General features: G+C 67.9%; 16 protein-coding genes and 3 pseudogenes. 7 read left to right on the forward strand and 12 right to left on the reverse strand.

Going from position 1 to position 13,353, the window contains the following annotated elements; genetic code table 11:
* Positions 1-65: 65 nt before the first annotated feature.
* The 4 genes from ABZ833_RS42870 (at position 66) to ABZ833_RS42885 (ending at position 3,394) form a co-directional block, all read left to right on the forward strand.
* Positions 66-1,013, forward strand: a complete 948-nt coding sequence (locus ABZ833_RS42870; RefSeq protein ID WP_361058868.1) for a hypothetical protein — start codon at positions 66-68, stop codon at positions 1,011-1,013.
* 40 nt (positions 1,014-1,053) lie between these two features.
* Positions 1,054-1,326, forward strand: coding sequence for a hypothetical protein (locus tag ABZ833_RS42875; protein WP_361058870.1), 273 nt, complete (start codon positions 1,054-1,056; stop codon positions 1,324-1,326).
* 375 nt (positions 1,327-1,701) lie between these two features.
* The gene (locus tag ABZ833_RS42880; RefSeq protein ID WP_361058872.1) at positions 1,702-2,739 is read left to right on the forward strand and encodes an FAD-dependent oxidoreductase; all 1,038 of its coding nucleotides are present in this window, start codon (positions 1,702-1,704) and stop codon (positions 2,737-2,739) included.
* Between the two features lie 142 nt (positions 2,740-2,881).
* Positions 2,882-3,394: a hypothetical protein gene (locus tag ABZ833_RS42885; protein WP_361058874.1), complete on the forward strand. Its 513-nt coding sequence runs from the start codon at positions 2,882-2,884 to the stop codon at positions 3,392-3,394.
* A 575-nt stretch (positions 3,395-3,969) separates the two neighbouring features.
* On the opposite strand, the pseudogene ABZ833_RS42890 reads toward ABZ833_RS42885, so the two are convergent.
* A pseudogene (locus tag ABZ833_RS42890) lies at positions 3,970-4,274 on the reverse strand (IS5/IS1182 family transposase); the annotation flags it as partial.
* Between the two features lie 78 nt (positions 4,275-4,352).
* Here ABZ833_RS42890 and ABZ833_RS42895 point away from each other — a divergent pair.
* Complete coding sequence (locus ABZ833_RS42895; protein WP_361058876.1) at positions 4,353-4,496, forward strand: hypothetical protein; 144 nt, start codon at positions 4,353-4,355, stop codon at positions 4,494-4,496.
* Between the two features lie 257 nt (positions 4,497-4,753).
* Here the strand turns inward: ABZ833_RS42895 and ABZ833_RS42900 are convergent, their stop codons facing one another.
* The 3 genes from ABZ833_RS42900 to ABZ833_RS42910 all read right to left on the reverse strand — a co-directional run bounded on the left by ABZ833_RS42900 (position 4,754) and on the right by ABZ833_RS42910 (position 7,030).
* Positions 4,754-5,152, reverse strand: coding sequence for a hypothetical protein (locus ABZ833_RS42900; protein ID WP_361058878.1), 399 nt, complete (start codon positions 5,150-5,152; stop codon positions 4,754-4,756).
* Between the two features lie 163 nt (positions 5,153-5,315).
* Positions 5,316-6,533, reverse strand: a complete 1,218-nt coding sequence (locus tag ABZ833_RS42905) for a hypothetical protein (RefSeq protein ID WP_361058879.1) — start codon at positions 6,531-6,533, stop codon at positions 5,316-5,318.
* A 101-nt stretch (positions 6,534-6,634) separates the two neighbouring features.
* Positions 6,635-7,030 carry a hypothetical protein gene (locus ABZ833_RS42910; RefSeq protein ID WP_361058881.1) on the reverse strand — a complete coding sequence of 132 codons (396 nt, stop codon included), beginning with the start codon at positions 7,028-7,030 and terminating at the stop codon, positions 6,635-6,637.
* Positions 7,031-7,068: 38 nt separating this feature from the next.
* Between ABZ833_RS42910 and ABZ833_RS42915 the strand changes: the two are divergent.
* Positions 7,069-7,214: pseudogene (locus ABZ833_RS42915) on the forward strand (Ku protein); the annotation flags it as partial.
* Positions 7,215-7,410: 196 nt separating this feature from the next.
* On the opposite strand, the gene ABZ833_RS42920 reads toward ABZ833_RS42915, so the two are convergent.
* Complete coding sequence (locus ABZ833_RS42920; RefSeq protein WP_361058883.1) at positions 7,411-8,313, reverse strand: LysR family transcriptional regulator; 903 nt, start codon at positions 8,311-8,313, stop codon at positions 7,411-7,413.
* 188 nt (positions 8,314-8,501) lie between these two features.
* On the opposite strand from ABZ833_RS42920, the gene ABZ833_RS42925 reads away from it, so the two are divergent.
* Positions 8,502-8,816: a DUF1330 domain-containing protein gene (locus ABZ833_RS42925; RefSeq protein ID WP_361058885.1), complete on the forward strand. Its 315-nt coding sequence runs from the start codon at positions 8,502-8,504 to the stop codon at positions 8,814-8,816.
* 373 nt (positions 8,817-9,189) lie between these two features.
* Here the strand turns inward: ABZ833_RS42925 and ABZ833_RS42930 are convergent, their stop codons facing one another.
* The 7 genes and pseudogenes from ABZ833_RS42930 to ABZ833_RS42960 all read right to left on the reverse strand — a co-directional run bounded on the left by ABZ833_RS42930 (position 9,190) and on the right by ABZ833_RS42960 (position 13,268).
* A complete protein-coding gene (locus ABZ833_RS42930) occupies positions 9,190-9,933 on the reverse strand; it encodes an SDR family oxidoreductase (RefSeq protein WP_361058887.1) in 744 nt (247 codons plus the stop codon).
* A gap of 84 nt (positions 9,934-10,017) precedes the next feature.
* A pseudogene (locus ABZ833_RS42935) lies at positions 10,018-11,126 on the reverse strand (NADH:flavin oxidoreductase/NADH oxidase).
* 90 nt (positions 11,127-11,216) lie between these two features.
* Positions 11,217-11,456 (reverse strand): SRPBCC family protein, encoded by a 240-nt coding sequence (locus ABZ833_RS42940; RefSeq protein WP_361058889.1) that lies wholly within the window; start codon positions 11,454-11,456, stop codon positions 11,217-11,219.
* Positions 11,426-11,656 carry an SRPBCC family protein gene (locus ABZ833_RS42945; RefSeq protein WP_361058955.1) on the reverse strand — a complete coding sequence of 77 codons (231 nt, stop codon included), beginning with the start codon at positions 11,654-11,656 and terminating at the stop codon, positions 11,426-11,428. The genes ABZ833_RS42940 and ABZ833_RS42945 overlap by 31 nt, the downstream gene beginning before the upstream one ends.
* Positions 11,653-12,054, reverse strand: a complete 402-nt coding sequence (locus ABZ833_RS42950; RefSeq protein WP_361058891.1) for a RidA family protein — start codon at positions 12,052-12,054, stop codon at positions 11,653-11,655. The genes ABZ833_RS42945 and ABZ833_RS42950 overlap by 4 nt, the downstream gene beginning before the upstream one ends.
* Before the next feature lie 52 nt (positions 12,055-12,106).
* Entirely contained in the window at positions 12,107-12,757 is a 651-nt protein-coding gene (locus tag ABZ833_RS42955) for an NAD(P)H-binding protein (protein ID WP_361058893.1), read from the reverse strand.
* Between the two features lie 79 nt (positions 12,758-12,836).
* Positions 12,837-13,268, reverse strand: coding sequence for a VOC family protein (locus ABZ833_RS42960; RefSeq protein ID WP_361058895.1), 432 nt, complete (start codon positions 13,266-13,268; stop codon positions 12,837-12,839).
* Positions 13,269-13,353 lie beyond the last annotated feature (85 nt).

Consider the following 13,353-nt stretch of genomic DNA (forward strand, 5'->3'; position numbering starts at 1 on the left):
GATCCTTCATGACCTACCGTCACCTCTCGATCGCAGTGACGGCTGAACATCCCATGGGGGACACGATGAAGCTTTCCGTTGACAAAGCATCGGCGCTGGCCGGTATAGCGGCGGTGGCCGCCTCCGCCATGCTTGTCACCACGGTTCCGGCGTTCGCCGGCACGGGCCGGCCCGTGCCCACGACGGACGCCGCGGCGTCCGTCGTGGAAAACGCCACTGGCACCACCAACCTGACCACCCCGCGGACAGGTGAGGGCAACCTGATCGCGGACGTGGCGGGAACGCGCGTGGAGATGCCTGCCACCAGCTCCGGCAAGATCGCCGTGACTGACCCTGAAGGGACTCGGGTGGCCATCGGCCTGCCGGGCTCGGCTGCCGCATCGGCAAGCGCCACGGCCAACGGCACCGTGATGTACACCCAGCCCGACGGCCCCGTCGACATTGCCGCTCAGGTCGGCCGGGACGGCAGCGCGAGTGCTCTGATCACGCTGAAGAACGCGTCGGCGCCCACCGAGTACCGCTTCCCGCTGGACCTGCCCAGTGGCGCCCACGCCGCGCTCCTGGAAGAAGGCGGCGTCGTGGTGGGCGACAGTGCCGGTGAGGTGGTCGGTCTCTTCGGCACCCCCTGGGCCAAGGACGCCAACGGCAAGCCGGTGCCCACCACCTACCGGCTCGAGGGGAACACCCTCATCCAGACCATCCAGACGGACAAGTCCACCGCCTACCCCGTCGTCGCCGACCCCAAGTGGTGGGACAAGACCAAGGAGATCGCAGGCGGCATGGTCAGCGACACCTGGAATTCCATGAAGTGCGGTGCTGCGCTCGCCGCGGCATTCGCCCCAGGAAAGGCCGCCTTCAAGGTGATCAAGAACGCCGGTGGCGTCAAGAAGGTCCTTGCCACCCTCGCCAGCGTGGACACCAAGAAGGGCGCCATGGCCGCACTCGGATCCGGCGGGTCGACGCTGTTCGGGATCAAGTCCATCAAGAAGGCCTGCTATGACGGCCTGAAGTAGACGTCATCTCTTCCCTGATTTCTTCCCCTGAGGGATTGCTGTGAACACCCAGAACACTGACGCCGCGGGCCGACGGACCGTCCCCTGGCGCGGGGCGGCGATGCTCGCCTTCGGCTACGCCGTCTTCTACATGCCTCTGGCCTACTTCATCGACCACCCGATCAGCCTGCACTGGTTGATATGGCCTGCTGTGGCAGTGGCCGGCCTGACATTCGCCGCCGACTGGAAGGGCATCGGCGACCGCCCCTGGTTCGTCAGGACGATGTTCCTGCTCATCGTCGTGGTCGCGATCATCGGCGCCGTCCTGTCCTGACATCAGACCGCTTCCTGCGGCAACTCCACTGCCGAGTGCGCCGGCTCGGAGGACGGACTCGGGGCAGCAGCAACTGTGGCGGGGCCGGACGCCGCCCCGCCACCCCTGCTACTGAGTACGGGTCTCAGTAGCCGCCCTTCCCGCAGCGGAGTTGGGCTTGGGGAGGCGAGCGTCGCCGTGCCGTCGCAAGCCGCAAGCGGGGCCGCACCTGACGGAGTCACCCGCACCCGCCGCACCCGCCGCCAAGACCCCAGGTGGGGGTGGCTCAACGCGAGTCGCAGCAAATCCCGTTGCACGATCCCGGCAGCGGCCTGACTGTGCTTCTACGGCCGCAGCCACAGCCTGAACGGTCGTTGGCCTATCGAGAAGGACCTCATGCCAGCCGTTGTCGTTGTCGGTGCGGGAATCGTCGGCTCCTCAGTGGCCTACCACCTGGCACGTCGGGGAGTCCCGGTCACCTTGCTTGAGCAAGGACCTGCACCGGCCACCGGGGTGACCGGAGACTCCTTCGCCTGGGTACGCGGCGCGGGAGGCCACTGGCCCGGCGGAGCACAAGACCTTCGCGAACACATCCTGGCGGACTACCGACGCCTGGAGAACGAACTGCCCCACATCACCGTCCGCCGGACCGGCTCGCTGACCTGGACCGGCACACCGGCGCAGGACTCACGGCCGGGGCCAGGCCAGTTCCGCATCGGACGAAGTGACATCGCAGCCCTGGAGCCCAACCTCCGACACCCACCGGACCAGGCCATCCACACTCCGAGCGACGCAGGCGTCGACCCAACGGCCCTGACCCAGGCTCTCGTAGCAGCCGCCGGCGCCCACGGAGCAACCGTGCTCCACAACACCGCGGTCACCTCTTTGCAGGTGACAGGCGGACGCGTCAGGGGAGTGCTGACCGCGACCGGACTCCACGCCGCCGCAACCGTCGTACTCACGGCCGGAACAGGGGTCCCCAAGCTCTGCGAGCCGCTATCGGCCAACCTGGCCATTGCCGCCTCCCCGGCCACCCTCGCGCGGGTCACAGCACCGCCTGGCCTGGTCAAGGCCATCGTGGCCGGCCCTGGTTTCGAGGTCCGAGAGGTACGGGACGGTGACCTCTTGCTGGTCGTGCCGCACGTAGAAGGCACAGCAGCGTTGGAGCAGGCGGCGCAAGACGCGCTCCGGCAGCTGAAGACGACCTTCCAAGGAAGCGACCAGTGCCGCCTGCTGGGCTACAGCACCGGCCAACGCCCCATGCCCGCGCACGGACCCGTCATTGGATTTGTGACCAACGACCGATCCGTCTACGTCGCCGCCATGCACTCCGCCATCTCCCTGGCGCCCACCGCCGGACGGCTCATCGCAGACGAACTCGTGACCGGCAGTCCAGCCCACGAGCTACGACGTTGCCGCCCGCGCGCCCACTGACATCACTTCTCAACGAAATTGATCAAGAAGGTAGGAGTTCAGTGACTCCAGTCAGTGGGGCCAGGCCGTTTCCTTCGGATCACGAAGCGGGGGCCTCCGTCCTGAGCCCGGAGGGGGCGATCGGTGCAGCTAGCCTGGCGGTATGTCCATCTCCTGGCGGTCCAGCGCCGCAGCGTTCGAGCAGATACTGGGTCGGCATGGCGTCGCCGCTGGTGCTTGCTCTATGGAGGCGGCGTGGGCTGCCTTTGAGGAGTTCGTGCAGGTGCCGGTCGAGGGCATTGTGGGGCCTGAGGGCGACGGGGACGGCTTCATCGTTGAGTGGGGCGTCTGGGGCTGGACCGGGACCGGGAACCGGCCCGCGCTGTCTCTTGGACGACTGCTGGCAGTCAACGAGGACGGCGATCGGCAGGATCCGTACTGGCAGCCCCAGTACTGGAAGGTTGAGTTCCAGGCATGCTTTGCCGAGGACCCCGCCTGGGCGGACCTGCACACCAGCGGTGGCGGAGACAGCGGTTTCGATCACACTGCCATCGGCGAGCCCAGAGCGGATGCGCTCACGGCCACACGCCGTTTCATCGATCAGGACCCGCTCCTCGGAGCGATGTGGCGGTCCGCTCCGATCGACAGCGAAGTCACCCTCTACCGGGCAGACTAGCCGCGACTCCGGGTCATCCGTCCGACCAGATGAAGATCCCTGCGAGGTGGAGTCCGGCGAGAAGGACGGCGGACGGCCGCCGAGCCTTCCACGACGTTTGCGGTGCACGGCCTGGCCGGCGGCCGCCGGGTCGAGACAGGCCAAGAAACAGTGAGACAGGACTGTTGGGCTGCAACCGGTGAACGTCGTCCTGGGCAAGAGATCTCCAGGATCATACGGCCGTCCAAACTGTCATGCATGATCGCGACGTTGCGTCCCATCCGCTAGCGCGATGACCACCAGGCGGCCCCGGTACCGGCAGCTGTGGATGTGAGCATGACCAGCCATGCAGGGATGCGCTGGATGGATATGTGCAGGCCGCCCCAGCGTAGTTCAACCTGCGGCGGAGTTCGGCGAGTTGGTGCAGACGGCATGGCGGGCTCCCTGACGTTGAGAAGAGCTGTTCGTGTGCCGTCCGTTGTACCCACTCAGCGCTACGGATCAGAACTATCCGTACCAACGCATTGATCCGCGCACCGGGTTGACGCGACGCCGTCACCAGGGGTGCCGGCCCTGTCGGCGCCGATGTCCACGGCGTCGACCAGCAGGTGGATGAAGCTGCGCACGGTGTTCTTCGACTGCTCCGCGGCGGTGTGGTCGCGGGTGGGCACCAGGGTGCCGTCCACGATGAGCACGGTGTCCTTGCGGGAATCGCTCACGAGGGCTGGAGGACAAGCAACTGGCCGAGGTGATCGATGATCCGGTCCGCGGCCGGCCTCGAGATGCCGAAGAGCGGGACCAGCTGGCGCACCATCCAATTTGTGGGCCAGTAAGCCGTTACCAGGAGGATGCGGTCCTCCAGAGGAAAGCCCCACGGGCGTCCGCGTTGCGGATCCTCCGCCGTGGTCAAACCTGCCATGCGGCGGATCATTTCAGTTGGCAAGGTTCCTTCCGGCAAGTGATCCTGGCGCCATATTGATTGAGGGTCCAGACCTACACTCTGGTCCGGGAGCAGGACGGCCAGTGGCGCATCGCGGCCTTCCACAACACCAAGCGCAAGCCGCTCATGGAGGCCATCTCCTTCAAGGCCGCCCCCGCTCTCGTCCCGGCATCCCAGAAGTGACCGGTGACGCCGCAGAAGACCGACAGCGCGCAGCGACACGACACAAGGGTCACCCCCGGACGGTGTGTCGTCCCACGACGTGACGTCATTTCCCATGACGGTGCACATCTCCCGACAGTTGTCATGCGGCTCCGGCGGCCAGCTGAGGGTCGGAAGGCCGACGTACGACATCAATCGTGCGCAGTCGCATCAGCCCAGGCGCATTCCGTCACCCCAGGAGATGCATTTCGTCCGTCCCCCTCCCGTTGGGGCGGGCCTCATGACGCGCAGTCCACCCCGGATCCGCCGTCGTGAAAGGTGCTGTTGCGAACCCAGCCGTACCGGACGTCGCTGCCGTTGAAGAACCTGGTGTAGGTGTAGCGACGGCCGTCGCCTCCTTTCCTCGAGCAGTGGTAGTCGGCGGTGTGGTCCGGGCCGATGTAGCTGTGGGTGCAGGCGCTGTTCGGGTTTCCGTAGATCTTTGAGCCGGACGGGAGGGGGTTCTTGATGTAGCTCTGGCCGTCCTTGTCCCTGGCGCCCATGACGTTGCACGCCAGGGCTTCGTGGTCCTGCGCTTGTGGTCCATCGCTGTAGCCCGACGCTGGTGCAGCGCTCAGCCCCAGCGCCAGTGACGCTCCGGCCACCGCCATGATCGTGGCCTTGATTCCGCTGTGCATGTGTCTTCCCCCGTTCGTATCCCATTCCATTGGGCAGAGCCAGCGATCGACGTTGGTCCTGCCTGGACGCCTCGCAGGCTAGGGGGGTGTTCGAGACTTCGGACCCTCGCAAGTCAGAGGGAGGTCGCCCCAGGGGCTACCAGTGCACCGGGCGCGGGGGCGCTTACAGGTCGTGGAAGTCCTTGGCCGTGGGGTAGGTGACGTGGGTGCAGCCGCGTCGGGTGGTGATGTCGTCGACGTAGGCGTGGAACAGGGAGCGTCGTGCCTTGTGGCCGAGGACGTCGCTGTAGAGGCGATCGGCGGTGAGGGCGTGCAGGGCGGGTTTGCCGTTGCAGATCGAGGACGCCCACCAGATGCCGTCGCCGCCTCCTGCCGTCCCCGGCTTGAGCCTTAGGTCGTCGCCCGTCGCGTCGTAGCCCACGGAGTTGGCGTCGACGCCGAAGTAGGACACCGTGCGCAGCCACCAGGGCGAGTAGGTGAGCGCGCCCTCGGCGTAGTCGCGCTGATCGCCGTCCAAGCCGCCGGCAATGGCCCGGACCCGGGCGGGGCCGACCGCCAGCAGGCAGCCTTCGGCGGGGTTCGCCGCACGGGCGGGGATCGTCAGAGCGCGGTCGGGCAGTCGGCCTGGCCCCTGTTCCTTGCCCAGTTGGCCGGCCCAGCGGCAGGAGCCGGTGGCCGAGGCGGCCGGGCGCAGCTTCAAGGGGACCGCGGTCATCTGATCGGGCAGGGGCGGTAGTTGGGTCCGGCAGCCAATCCGTTGGGTGAGCTGCTGTGTGGCCGAGCGCGCCAGGCGGGCCAGGCGCTGGCGGTCCTCTGCGGAGACTTCTGGGTACCGGCCCACGGCGGTCACGTGCAGCAGCCTCGGTACCGCTTTGCCACTGCCGGGCCGGCACTCGGCACGGACGGTGGTGCGGATGTTCGTGTAGGAGCCCAGCGTGCCGTCGCCCAGCGGCCACGCTTCAGGCTCGCGGTCGGCGGCCGCGGTGACGTCATCCTTCGGGTAGGAGCCCTCGCGCGTGAGGAAGGGGGAGCCGTCGCCGATCATGTTCACCGGCTCGGCATCGTCGCTGCTCTCGACGATCAGCCGGAACAGATCGGTCTTGCGCGAGCCACTCACCTTGTAGATGGTGCAGGCGCTGGGCAGATGCCGTGCATCGAGCCGGTATGCGTCATCGTCGTCGGACCGCGCTCGGACCATTCCGCCCTGCAGATCCATCACCTGCGGCCCCGACACCAAGTGGTCGCAGGCCGCGGCGATGTCCCGTTCGCTGGAAGCCCGGTCGCGGAAGTCGTCGACGGTCAGCCAGAGCGCGTACAAGCTCAGCCCGATCCCGCCCACGGCCATCGTCAGCCACAGCCTGCGCCGGCCCGCACCCATCATGTTGTCCCCCGTCACTCCCGGCCGCAGCAGCTGCCGCGTCGATCATCGAGCGTAGAGAGGGTGCGCCTGAGCGCCATCGTCGGCATCGCTGTAAGGGGACGTCACTTACCTGCATCGGCATCCATCCGTTCAACCCACTCGCGCACGGTCACTGCTCGTTCGATGCGGCTGACGATGCCCTTCTTGGACGCCGTGTCCAGGGTCTCCGGGATCTTGTCGAAGGTGCCGGGAAGGATGTCGAGGAGACCCCAGATCTGCTCGCCGGTGCTGACGGTCATCAGCTTCTGGCACCTCCACTGCAGCGGTGTCTCGGGACGGTGCGTGAGCCGCTGCACGAGCGTAGGGAACAGGTAGTGCGTCGCCTCTGTGGCGAGCTGTTCTTGGAGCCAGTCGACTGGAAGGCGCTGGCTGAAGCCGTGCAGGGCGGCCTCCTGGGCCAGGTCCAGGAGCTGAGCGGTGTCGACGGCTCGGACGGTGCGGGGAAGGGGCGGGGGCATGCCGAGATGATGCCAAGAAGCCTCTGTGGAGGTACATCATGCCCCGCCCTGTCTGGTCCGGCGCGATCTCGTTGGGCTGGTCACGATCCCGATCAAGGTGCTGGCCGCCACCGAGGACCCTTCGATCGGCTTCCACCAGTACCACCTGGAGGACGGCGGCCGGGTCCGCACGCGAAAGACGTGTGTGCACTTGAGATCGCCATGGCGGCATCAGCGCCGCTGGTATCGCCAACGGCCGTGAGGCTACGGATGGCGGATGGCGGTGCTTGCTGACGGGCATTCAGCAAGACCGCCGTCGTCATCACCGCGAGGTCTGCCGGGCGCAAGGTCTTCGGCCTCGCCGCCACCGCAGGCGTCCGTCTCGCTTGACCTCTTGCGCGTCAGTCCGGCAGCCAGTGCAGCTCGTGCGCCAGGGTTTTGGCGACGGCACGGATGCGGCGGTGCAGCGGCGACTGCTCGCGGGGGAGGACCAGGTGGATCGTCAGGCTGGGCGCGCCCCGCAGCGGTCGCCAGGTGAGACCGGCCGGTTGCGCCGTGGCCGCGGCTTCTCCGGCCGGGGCGAGGGTGACCCCGTCGCGCAGGTCGCGCTGAGACATGTCGAAAGAGACTGCGGGCGTGTGGAATCGGGGGTGTGGTCGGGTGTCTCGGAACAGTGCGGACAGCTGATCGTGGATCACGGGGTTGGCCGCACGGTCCGGGAGTCGCAGCGGATACGCGGCCGCGTCGGCGATCTCGATCTCCGGGTGCTCGGCCAGCGGATGGTGCTGCGCCAGCTGGACCCCGACGCGCGCACGCCGCAGCAGGAACCGGCGCACGCCACGGCCCGGCTGTTCACCGCGGGTGATCCCGGCATCGATGCGGCCGTCGGCGACCGCGGGGGAGATCTCCGGTGTCGCCATCGGGACCGCGCCGACCTCGAGTCCGGGACTGCTGCGAATCAGCCTGTCCACCAGGGCCGGTGCCGTCTCGGCCCCGGTGCTGAGGCTGTATCCGATGCGCAGCGTGCCCAGTTCACCGGCCGCCGCGCTCCGGGCGGTGTCCCATGCCCGGTCCAGCGCCGCCAGCGCGGGCGGCGCGGAGTCCGCCAAAGCCGCACCGGCCGTGGTCAATACGACGCTTCGCGTGTTGCGGACCAGCAGGGCCGTACCGAGTTCCGTTTCCAATCGGCGCATCCGGGCGCTGAGTGCGGGCTGTGCGATACCGATCCGTGCGGCCGCGCGGGTGAAGTTCAACTCCTGTGCCAGCACCAGGAAGTACCGCAGGCTGACCGTGTCCGGAGCCACGTACCCTCCCCGCCGATTGATAACGATCCGTTCTGAGTCTATTCCGTACCGGTCTTTCCCTCGACGGCACATCAAGTCCTAGCCTGCGCATATGGCGATCCAAGTGACCGCAGTACCCGTCGCCGGGATCGATCGATCTGAGTGTCAATTCGAAGTCGGACGTGTCCGGCCCAACGCAGGAGGTTTCCATGGCTAAGGGCTACTGGGTCAGTGTCTACCCCGCCATTTCCGACCCTGAGAGGCTGACTGCCTACGACAAGCTGGCCGGTCCGGCTGTCCAGGCTGGGGGCGGGCGCGTCCTGTCCCGGATCCCGTCCCGTGGCGGTCGAGTCGTCGCCCACGAGGCCGGAATCACGCAACGCGTCGTTCTGATCGAGTTCGACAGCTTTGAACAGGCCGTCGCGGCATACGAGAGCGAGGCTTACCAGAAGGCGCTGGTGGCCCTCCCCGACGGCGTCGAGCGCGACTTCCGCATCATCGACGGCATCGACGGCATCGACTGACCGGCGGGCCCAGCCATCGCTGAGCATCCGTCACCCGCTGGATCCACACCCGTGAGACGTGTGAGCTGGACGCGAAGCAGCTGACCAATTCAGAGATCGGGAGGGGCGGAAGGGCGGGCGCGCAGGGACAACGCCCGGACCCGAGCGCGCTGCAGGCCCAGCGCGGGGCAGTGGGCAGGAAGAAGCGACGGGTTCCATCAACGGGAGCCGTCGGCATCCGGGGGACAGGACCTGCCTCCGGGTCCTGCGAGCGTGCGGTGAGTCCCTTCATGGGGAGATGGGCGCGCGGATTCGTCCGAGCCAGGCGACGGCGGGTGGGCCCGATGCGGGGCGTCCCGCCGTCGCAGGGGCCCTCGTTCGGGGCGCGGGGGTGTTACCAGTTCTGGCGGGTGGGGGAGATGACGAGGTCGTTGACGGTGACGTCGGCGGGCTGGTCGAGGGCGTAGACAACGGCGTCGGCGATGGCTTCGGGACTGATCGCGATGGCGTTGAGCTCTTGGGCGGCCTTGCGTCCGGCGGGGTCGGTGACCTTGTCCGCCCAGCCGGTGTCGATGACACCGGGGCTGATCGTGGATGCCTTGATGCCCTCGCGGACGCCGAGTTCCCTGCGCATGGACTCGGTCATGGCCTGCACGAAGAACTTCGTCGCGCTGTAAACGCCTGCGCCGTCACCGACCTGGTGACCGGCCACCGAGTCCATGTTCAGGATGTGGCCGGACTTCTGACGGAGCATCACGGGCAGGACGGCGTGGACACCGTTGAGGTAGCCGCGGATGTTCACGTCGAGCATCCGGTTCCAGTCGTCGAGGGCGAGGTCCTTCCAGTACGAGAAGAGCATCAGGCCCGCGTTGTTGACGAGGACTTCGATACGCCCGTAGGTGTCGACGGTGAAGTCGGCCAGCGCCTGCATGTCCGCGGCGTCGGTGACGTCGGTGAGCCTGGCGGTGGCGGTGCCGCCGGACTTCTCGATGTCGGCGACCAGCTGGTCGAGGTCTTCCTGGCCGCGGGCGGCAGCAACGATCTTGGCGCCGCGGGCGGCGAGGGCCTTGGCGCTGACGGCGCCGATGCCGGAGGAGGCGCCGGTGACGACGACGACCTTGTCCTGCAGGTGGTTCATGGGGATCTCCCAGTGCGGTGGTGCAGTGCGCCTTCCGTAGTTGGGTCAGCGCGGCGGAGGCTGTAGCTGTACGGGGTGGAGAGGTCAGTGCTTGCGGCGCTTGACGGCGTAGGCGTACTGGTCGGGCCAGGTCGGCTCGGCGTCGAGTGCGAGCGCGGCGTGCTGGGCCCAGTAGGGGTCGCGGAGCAGTTCGCGGCCGAGGAAGACCGCGTCAGCCTGCCCGCTGGTGAGGATCTCCTCCGCCTGCTGTGGCTCTGTGATGATGCCGACAGCGGCCGTGGGGATGCCGGTGGCCTGGCGGGCCTGGGTGGCGAAGGGGACCTGGTAGCTGGGCCCGGCGACGATCTTGGCGTCGCGGACCATGCCGCCGGTGGACACATCCAGCAGGTCGACGCCACGGGCTGTCAGTTCCTTGGCCAGGCGCACGGTGTCGTCCCCGGTCCAGCCCTCGCGCTCGTCCTCGGGGTTCTCGGTCAGCCAGTCGGTGGCCGAGGTGCGGAAGAAGACCGGCAGGTCCTCGGGCCACACGGCGCGGACGGCGTCGACGACCTCCAGGGCGAAGCGGAGCCGGTTCTCGAAGCTGCCGCCGTAGGCGTCGGTGCGGTGGTTGGAGGCCGGGGAGAGGAAGGAGTTGATCAGGTAGCCGTGGGCGCCGTGCACCTCGACCACTTGGAACCCGGCGGCCAGCGCGCGCCGAGCGGAGTCGGCGAAGTCACCTACGAGCTGCTGGATCTCCTCCACGGTCAACTCGTGCGGGACAGCAAGGCCGTCGTAGGCGATCGGGCTGGGGCGACGGGCTGCCAGCCGTTCTCGTCCTCGGTCAGGTAGCGGTCGGACAGCCAGGGCTTGTCCACCGATGCCTTGCGTCCGGCGTGGGCGAGCTGGATGGCGGGGACGGCGCCGTGGGCCTTGATGGCCGCGGTGATGCGGGTGAACGCCTCCTGCTGGCGGTCGTTCCACAGGCCCAGGTCCCAGGGGCTGATGCGCCCGTCGGAGCGGACACCGGTGGCCTCGGCCATGACCAGACCCACACCACCGGCGGCGCGGGAGGCCAGGTGGGCCAGGTGGAAGTCGGTCGGTACACCAGTCTCCGGGCCTTCGGGGGCGGCGGAGTACATGCACATCGGGGACATCCAGACCCGGTTGGGTATCTGAAGGGACCGCAGGGTGAGGGGGGTGAACAGGGAACTCATGCGGGGGGTGCTTCTTTCGTGGTCAGTGATCGATGTCAGTGATCGATGTCGGTGATCGATGACAGCGCGGGGGCCTGCTGCTGTCGGAGGTCAGGCGATGATCGTGTGGAGGCCCGCGATGGCCGGGGCGGCGTAGGCCGCTTCGAGGACCGTGGTGGCTTCCTGGGCGGTGGTGCCTTCGGCCGAGTCGAAGGTGGCGTGCCAGCTGAGGAAGGCGCCGCCGGTGTCGGCGACGGGCTGGACGTGCAGCGTCGAGAGGTAGCCGCGGACCGGCAGCGGTGCCTCGACGATCTCGTACGTCAGCTTCCGCTCGGCATCGTCCAGCGCCACGAGCCGTTCCCGGTAGGTGCTGCCGTCCGCCCCGGTGAGGAGGCGGACCGCACCGGGGTGAGCCCGTCGCCGCCCTCGGTGATCTCGCTCGCCCGGATGGCCGGGTGCCAGTCGGGCAGGCCGTTGAACCGCCGGACGACGGCCCATGTCTGGTCTGCGGAGCTGGTGAAGACTGAGCTCCAGTACGCCTGTGCCGTCAGGCGGGCAGACGGGTGTCGATGACGAAGTTCGTCTCGATGAGCTGGCCGGGGAAGAACAGCGAGGCGACGCCGATGGTGCTGCTGGTGGGGCGGTGGTCGCCGAAGTAGGCGAGATTGGCGGCCGCCATCGCGTTGTTGTACTGCGGCAGGTCAACGATGTACTGGGTCTCGGAGACGACCTGGTTGCGGGTGGCGCCGTAGTGGGCGAGGACCTTCTCGAAGTTGGTGAAGACCTGCGCGCTCTGGGCCTCGAAGTCGTCCGCGTAGAGGAAATTGCCCTCTTCGTCGTGGGAGAGCTGGCCCGAGACATGGATCGTGTGCTCGACCCTGATGGCCTGGGCGAAGCCGAACTCGCGCTCGCCCGAGACGCCGTGGCTGTAGGAATCTATGGCAGTCATGGTGGTTGTCCTTTTCTGATGAGGGATGCGGAGGTACGTGGGGGCGCCGGGCTCAGGCGGCCAGGCGGGCGACCGCGTCCGCGACGGGAGTCTCGCCGGAGGTCAGCTCGACGACGATGCGGCTCAGGCGCGGCTCGTGCAGGGCGGCGTCGATGAACGCGGCGACATCGTCGCGGTGCACGTCGCCGTACTCCACGGCCGGGCCCGCCGTGATCCGGCCGCTGCCGGGGGTGTCCAGCAGGGTTCCGGGACGGACGATCAGCCAGTCGAGATCCGTGCGCGTCAGGTACACGTCGGCGCTCTTCTTGACCTTGATGTAGTGCTCGAAGCCCTCACCGGCCTCGCCGCCGCGCAGCGCGTCGGGGAACACCGAGACCAGCACGAATCGCGTCACCCCGGCGAGCACGGCCGCGTCGGCAGCCTTCTGAAGGCCCTCGCCGTCGATCAGGGTCGTCTTGTCCATGCCGGTGCCGTGCGCACCGGCCGAGAAGACCACCGCGTCATGGCCCTGCATCTTCCGCGCGAGGTCGTCGACCGTGTCGGCGATGAGATCACCGATCACCGGTGTCCCGCCGGCCTCTCGCACGGTCTCGCCCTGAGCGGGCCCGCGGTGCATGCCGGTCACCGAGTCCCCGCGCGAGGTGAGGAGTTGGGTGAGGCGGCGGCCGACTCCACCGGCAGCGCCGATCTGGAACACCTTCATGAGTTCGTCCCGTCGTTCGTGGGTGGGAAAGGGGGGTGGGAAGAGGGGAGTGGGAAGAGGGGAGTGCGGTGTGCGCCGGTCAGGCGGCGAAGACCTGGGAGTCGTCGGCGAACGCCTTGAACTCCAGGGCGTTGCCGGCCGGGTCGAGGAGGAACATCGTGTGCTGCTCGCCCTGCTGGCCCTCGAAGCGGACGTAGGGCTCGATGACGAACTCGACGCCCGCCGCACGCAGCCGGTCGGCGAGCTCCTGGAAGGCGGGGACCGTCAGGATCAGCCCGAAGTGCGGCACCGGGACGTCGTGGCCGTCGACCGGGTTGTGGATGCGCTGGGCGCGCTCCGGTGCGAGGTGGGTGACGAACTGGTGGCCGTGCAGATTCCAGTCCACCCAGGTGTCCGCGCTGCGGCCCTGCTCCAGACCCAGCACGTCTCCGTAGAAGTGACGGGCGGCGGCCAGGTCGTCGACCGGCATGGCCAGGTGGAACCGCGGGATCGGGGAGTCGAGAACAGTCACGGCACTGCCTTTCCGAGGGTGGGTCCAGAGGGTTTAACTCATTGTCCTAATGTTAACAATGAGACAACAACGTGATGTTAACATT

This window comes from Streptomyces sp. NPDC047525 (assembly GCF_040643025.1).
Classification (GTDB): Bacteria; Actinomycetota; Actinomycetes; order Streptomycetales; family Streptomycetaceae; genus Streptomyces; species Streptomyces durmitorensis.

Bases quoted from the DNA above. Each gene is read 5' to 3' on its own strand.
- ABZ833_RS42870 (WP_361058868.1), top strand. From the start codon at position 66: ATGAAGCTTTCCGTTGACAAAGCATCGGCGCTGGCCGGTATAGCGGCG.
- ABZ833_RS42880 (WP_361058872.1), top strand. From the start codon at position 1,702: ATGCCAGCCGTTGTCGTTGTCGGTGCGGGAATCGTCGGCTCCTCAGTG.
- ABZ833_RS42885 (WP_361058874.1), top strand. From the start codon at position 2,882: ATGTCCATCTCCTGGCGGTCCAGCGCCGCAGCGTTCGAGCAGATACTG.
- ABZ833_RS42900 (WP_361058878.1), bottom strand. From the start codon at position 5,152: ATGCACAGCGGAATCAAGGCCACGATCATGGCGGTGGCCGGAGCGTCA.
- ABZ833_RS42905 (WP_361058879.1), bottom strand. From the start codon at position 6,533: ATGATGGGTGCGGGCCGGCGCAGGCTGTGGCTGACGATGGCCGTGGGC.
- ABZ833_RS42910 (WP_361058881.1), bottom strand. From the start codon at position 7,030: ATGCCCCCGCCCCTTCCCCGCACCGTCCGAGCCGTCGACACCGCTCAG.
- ABZ833_RS42925 (WP_361058885.1), top strand. From the start codon at position 8,502: ATGGCTAAGGGCTACTGGGTCAGTGTCTACCCCGCCATTTCCGACCCT.
- ABZ833_RS42930 (WP_361058887.1), bottom strand. From the start codon at position 9,933: ATGAACCACCTGCAGGACAAGGTCGTCGTCGTCACCGGCGCCTCCTCC.
- ABZ833_RS42950 (WP_361058891.1), bottom strand. From the start codon at position 12,054: ATGACTGCCATAGATTCCTACAGCCACGGCGTCTCGGGCGAGCGCGAG.
- ABZ833_RS42955 (WP_361058893.1), bottom strand. From the start codon at position 12,757: ATGAAGGTGTTCCAGATCGGCGCTGCCGGTGGAGTCGGCCGCCGCCTC.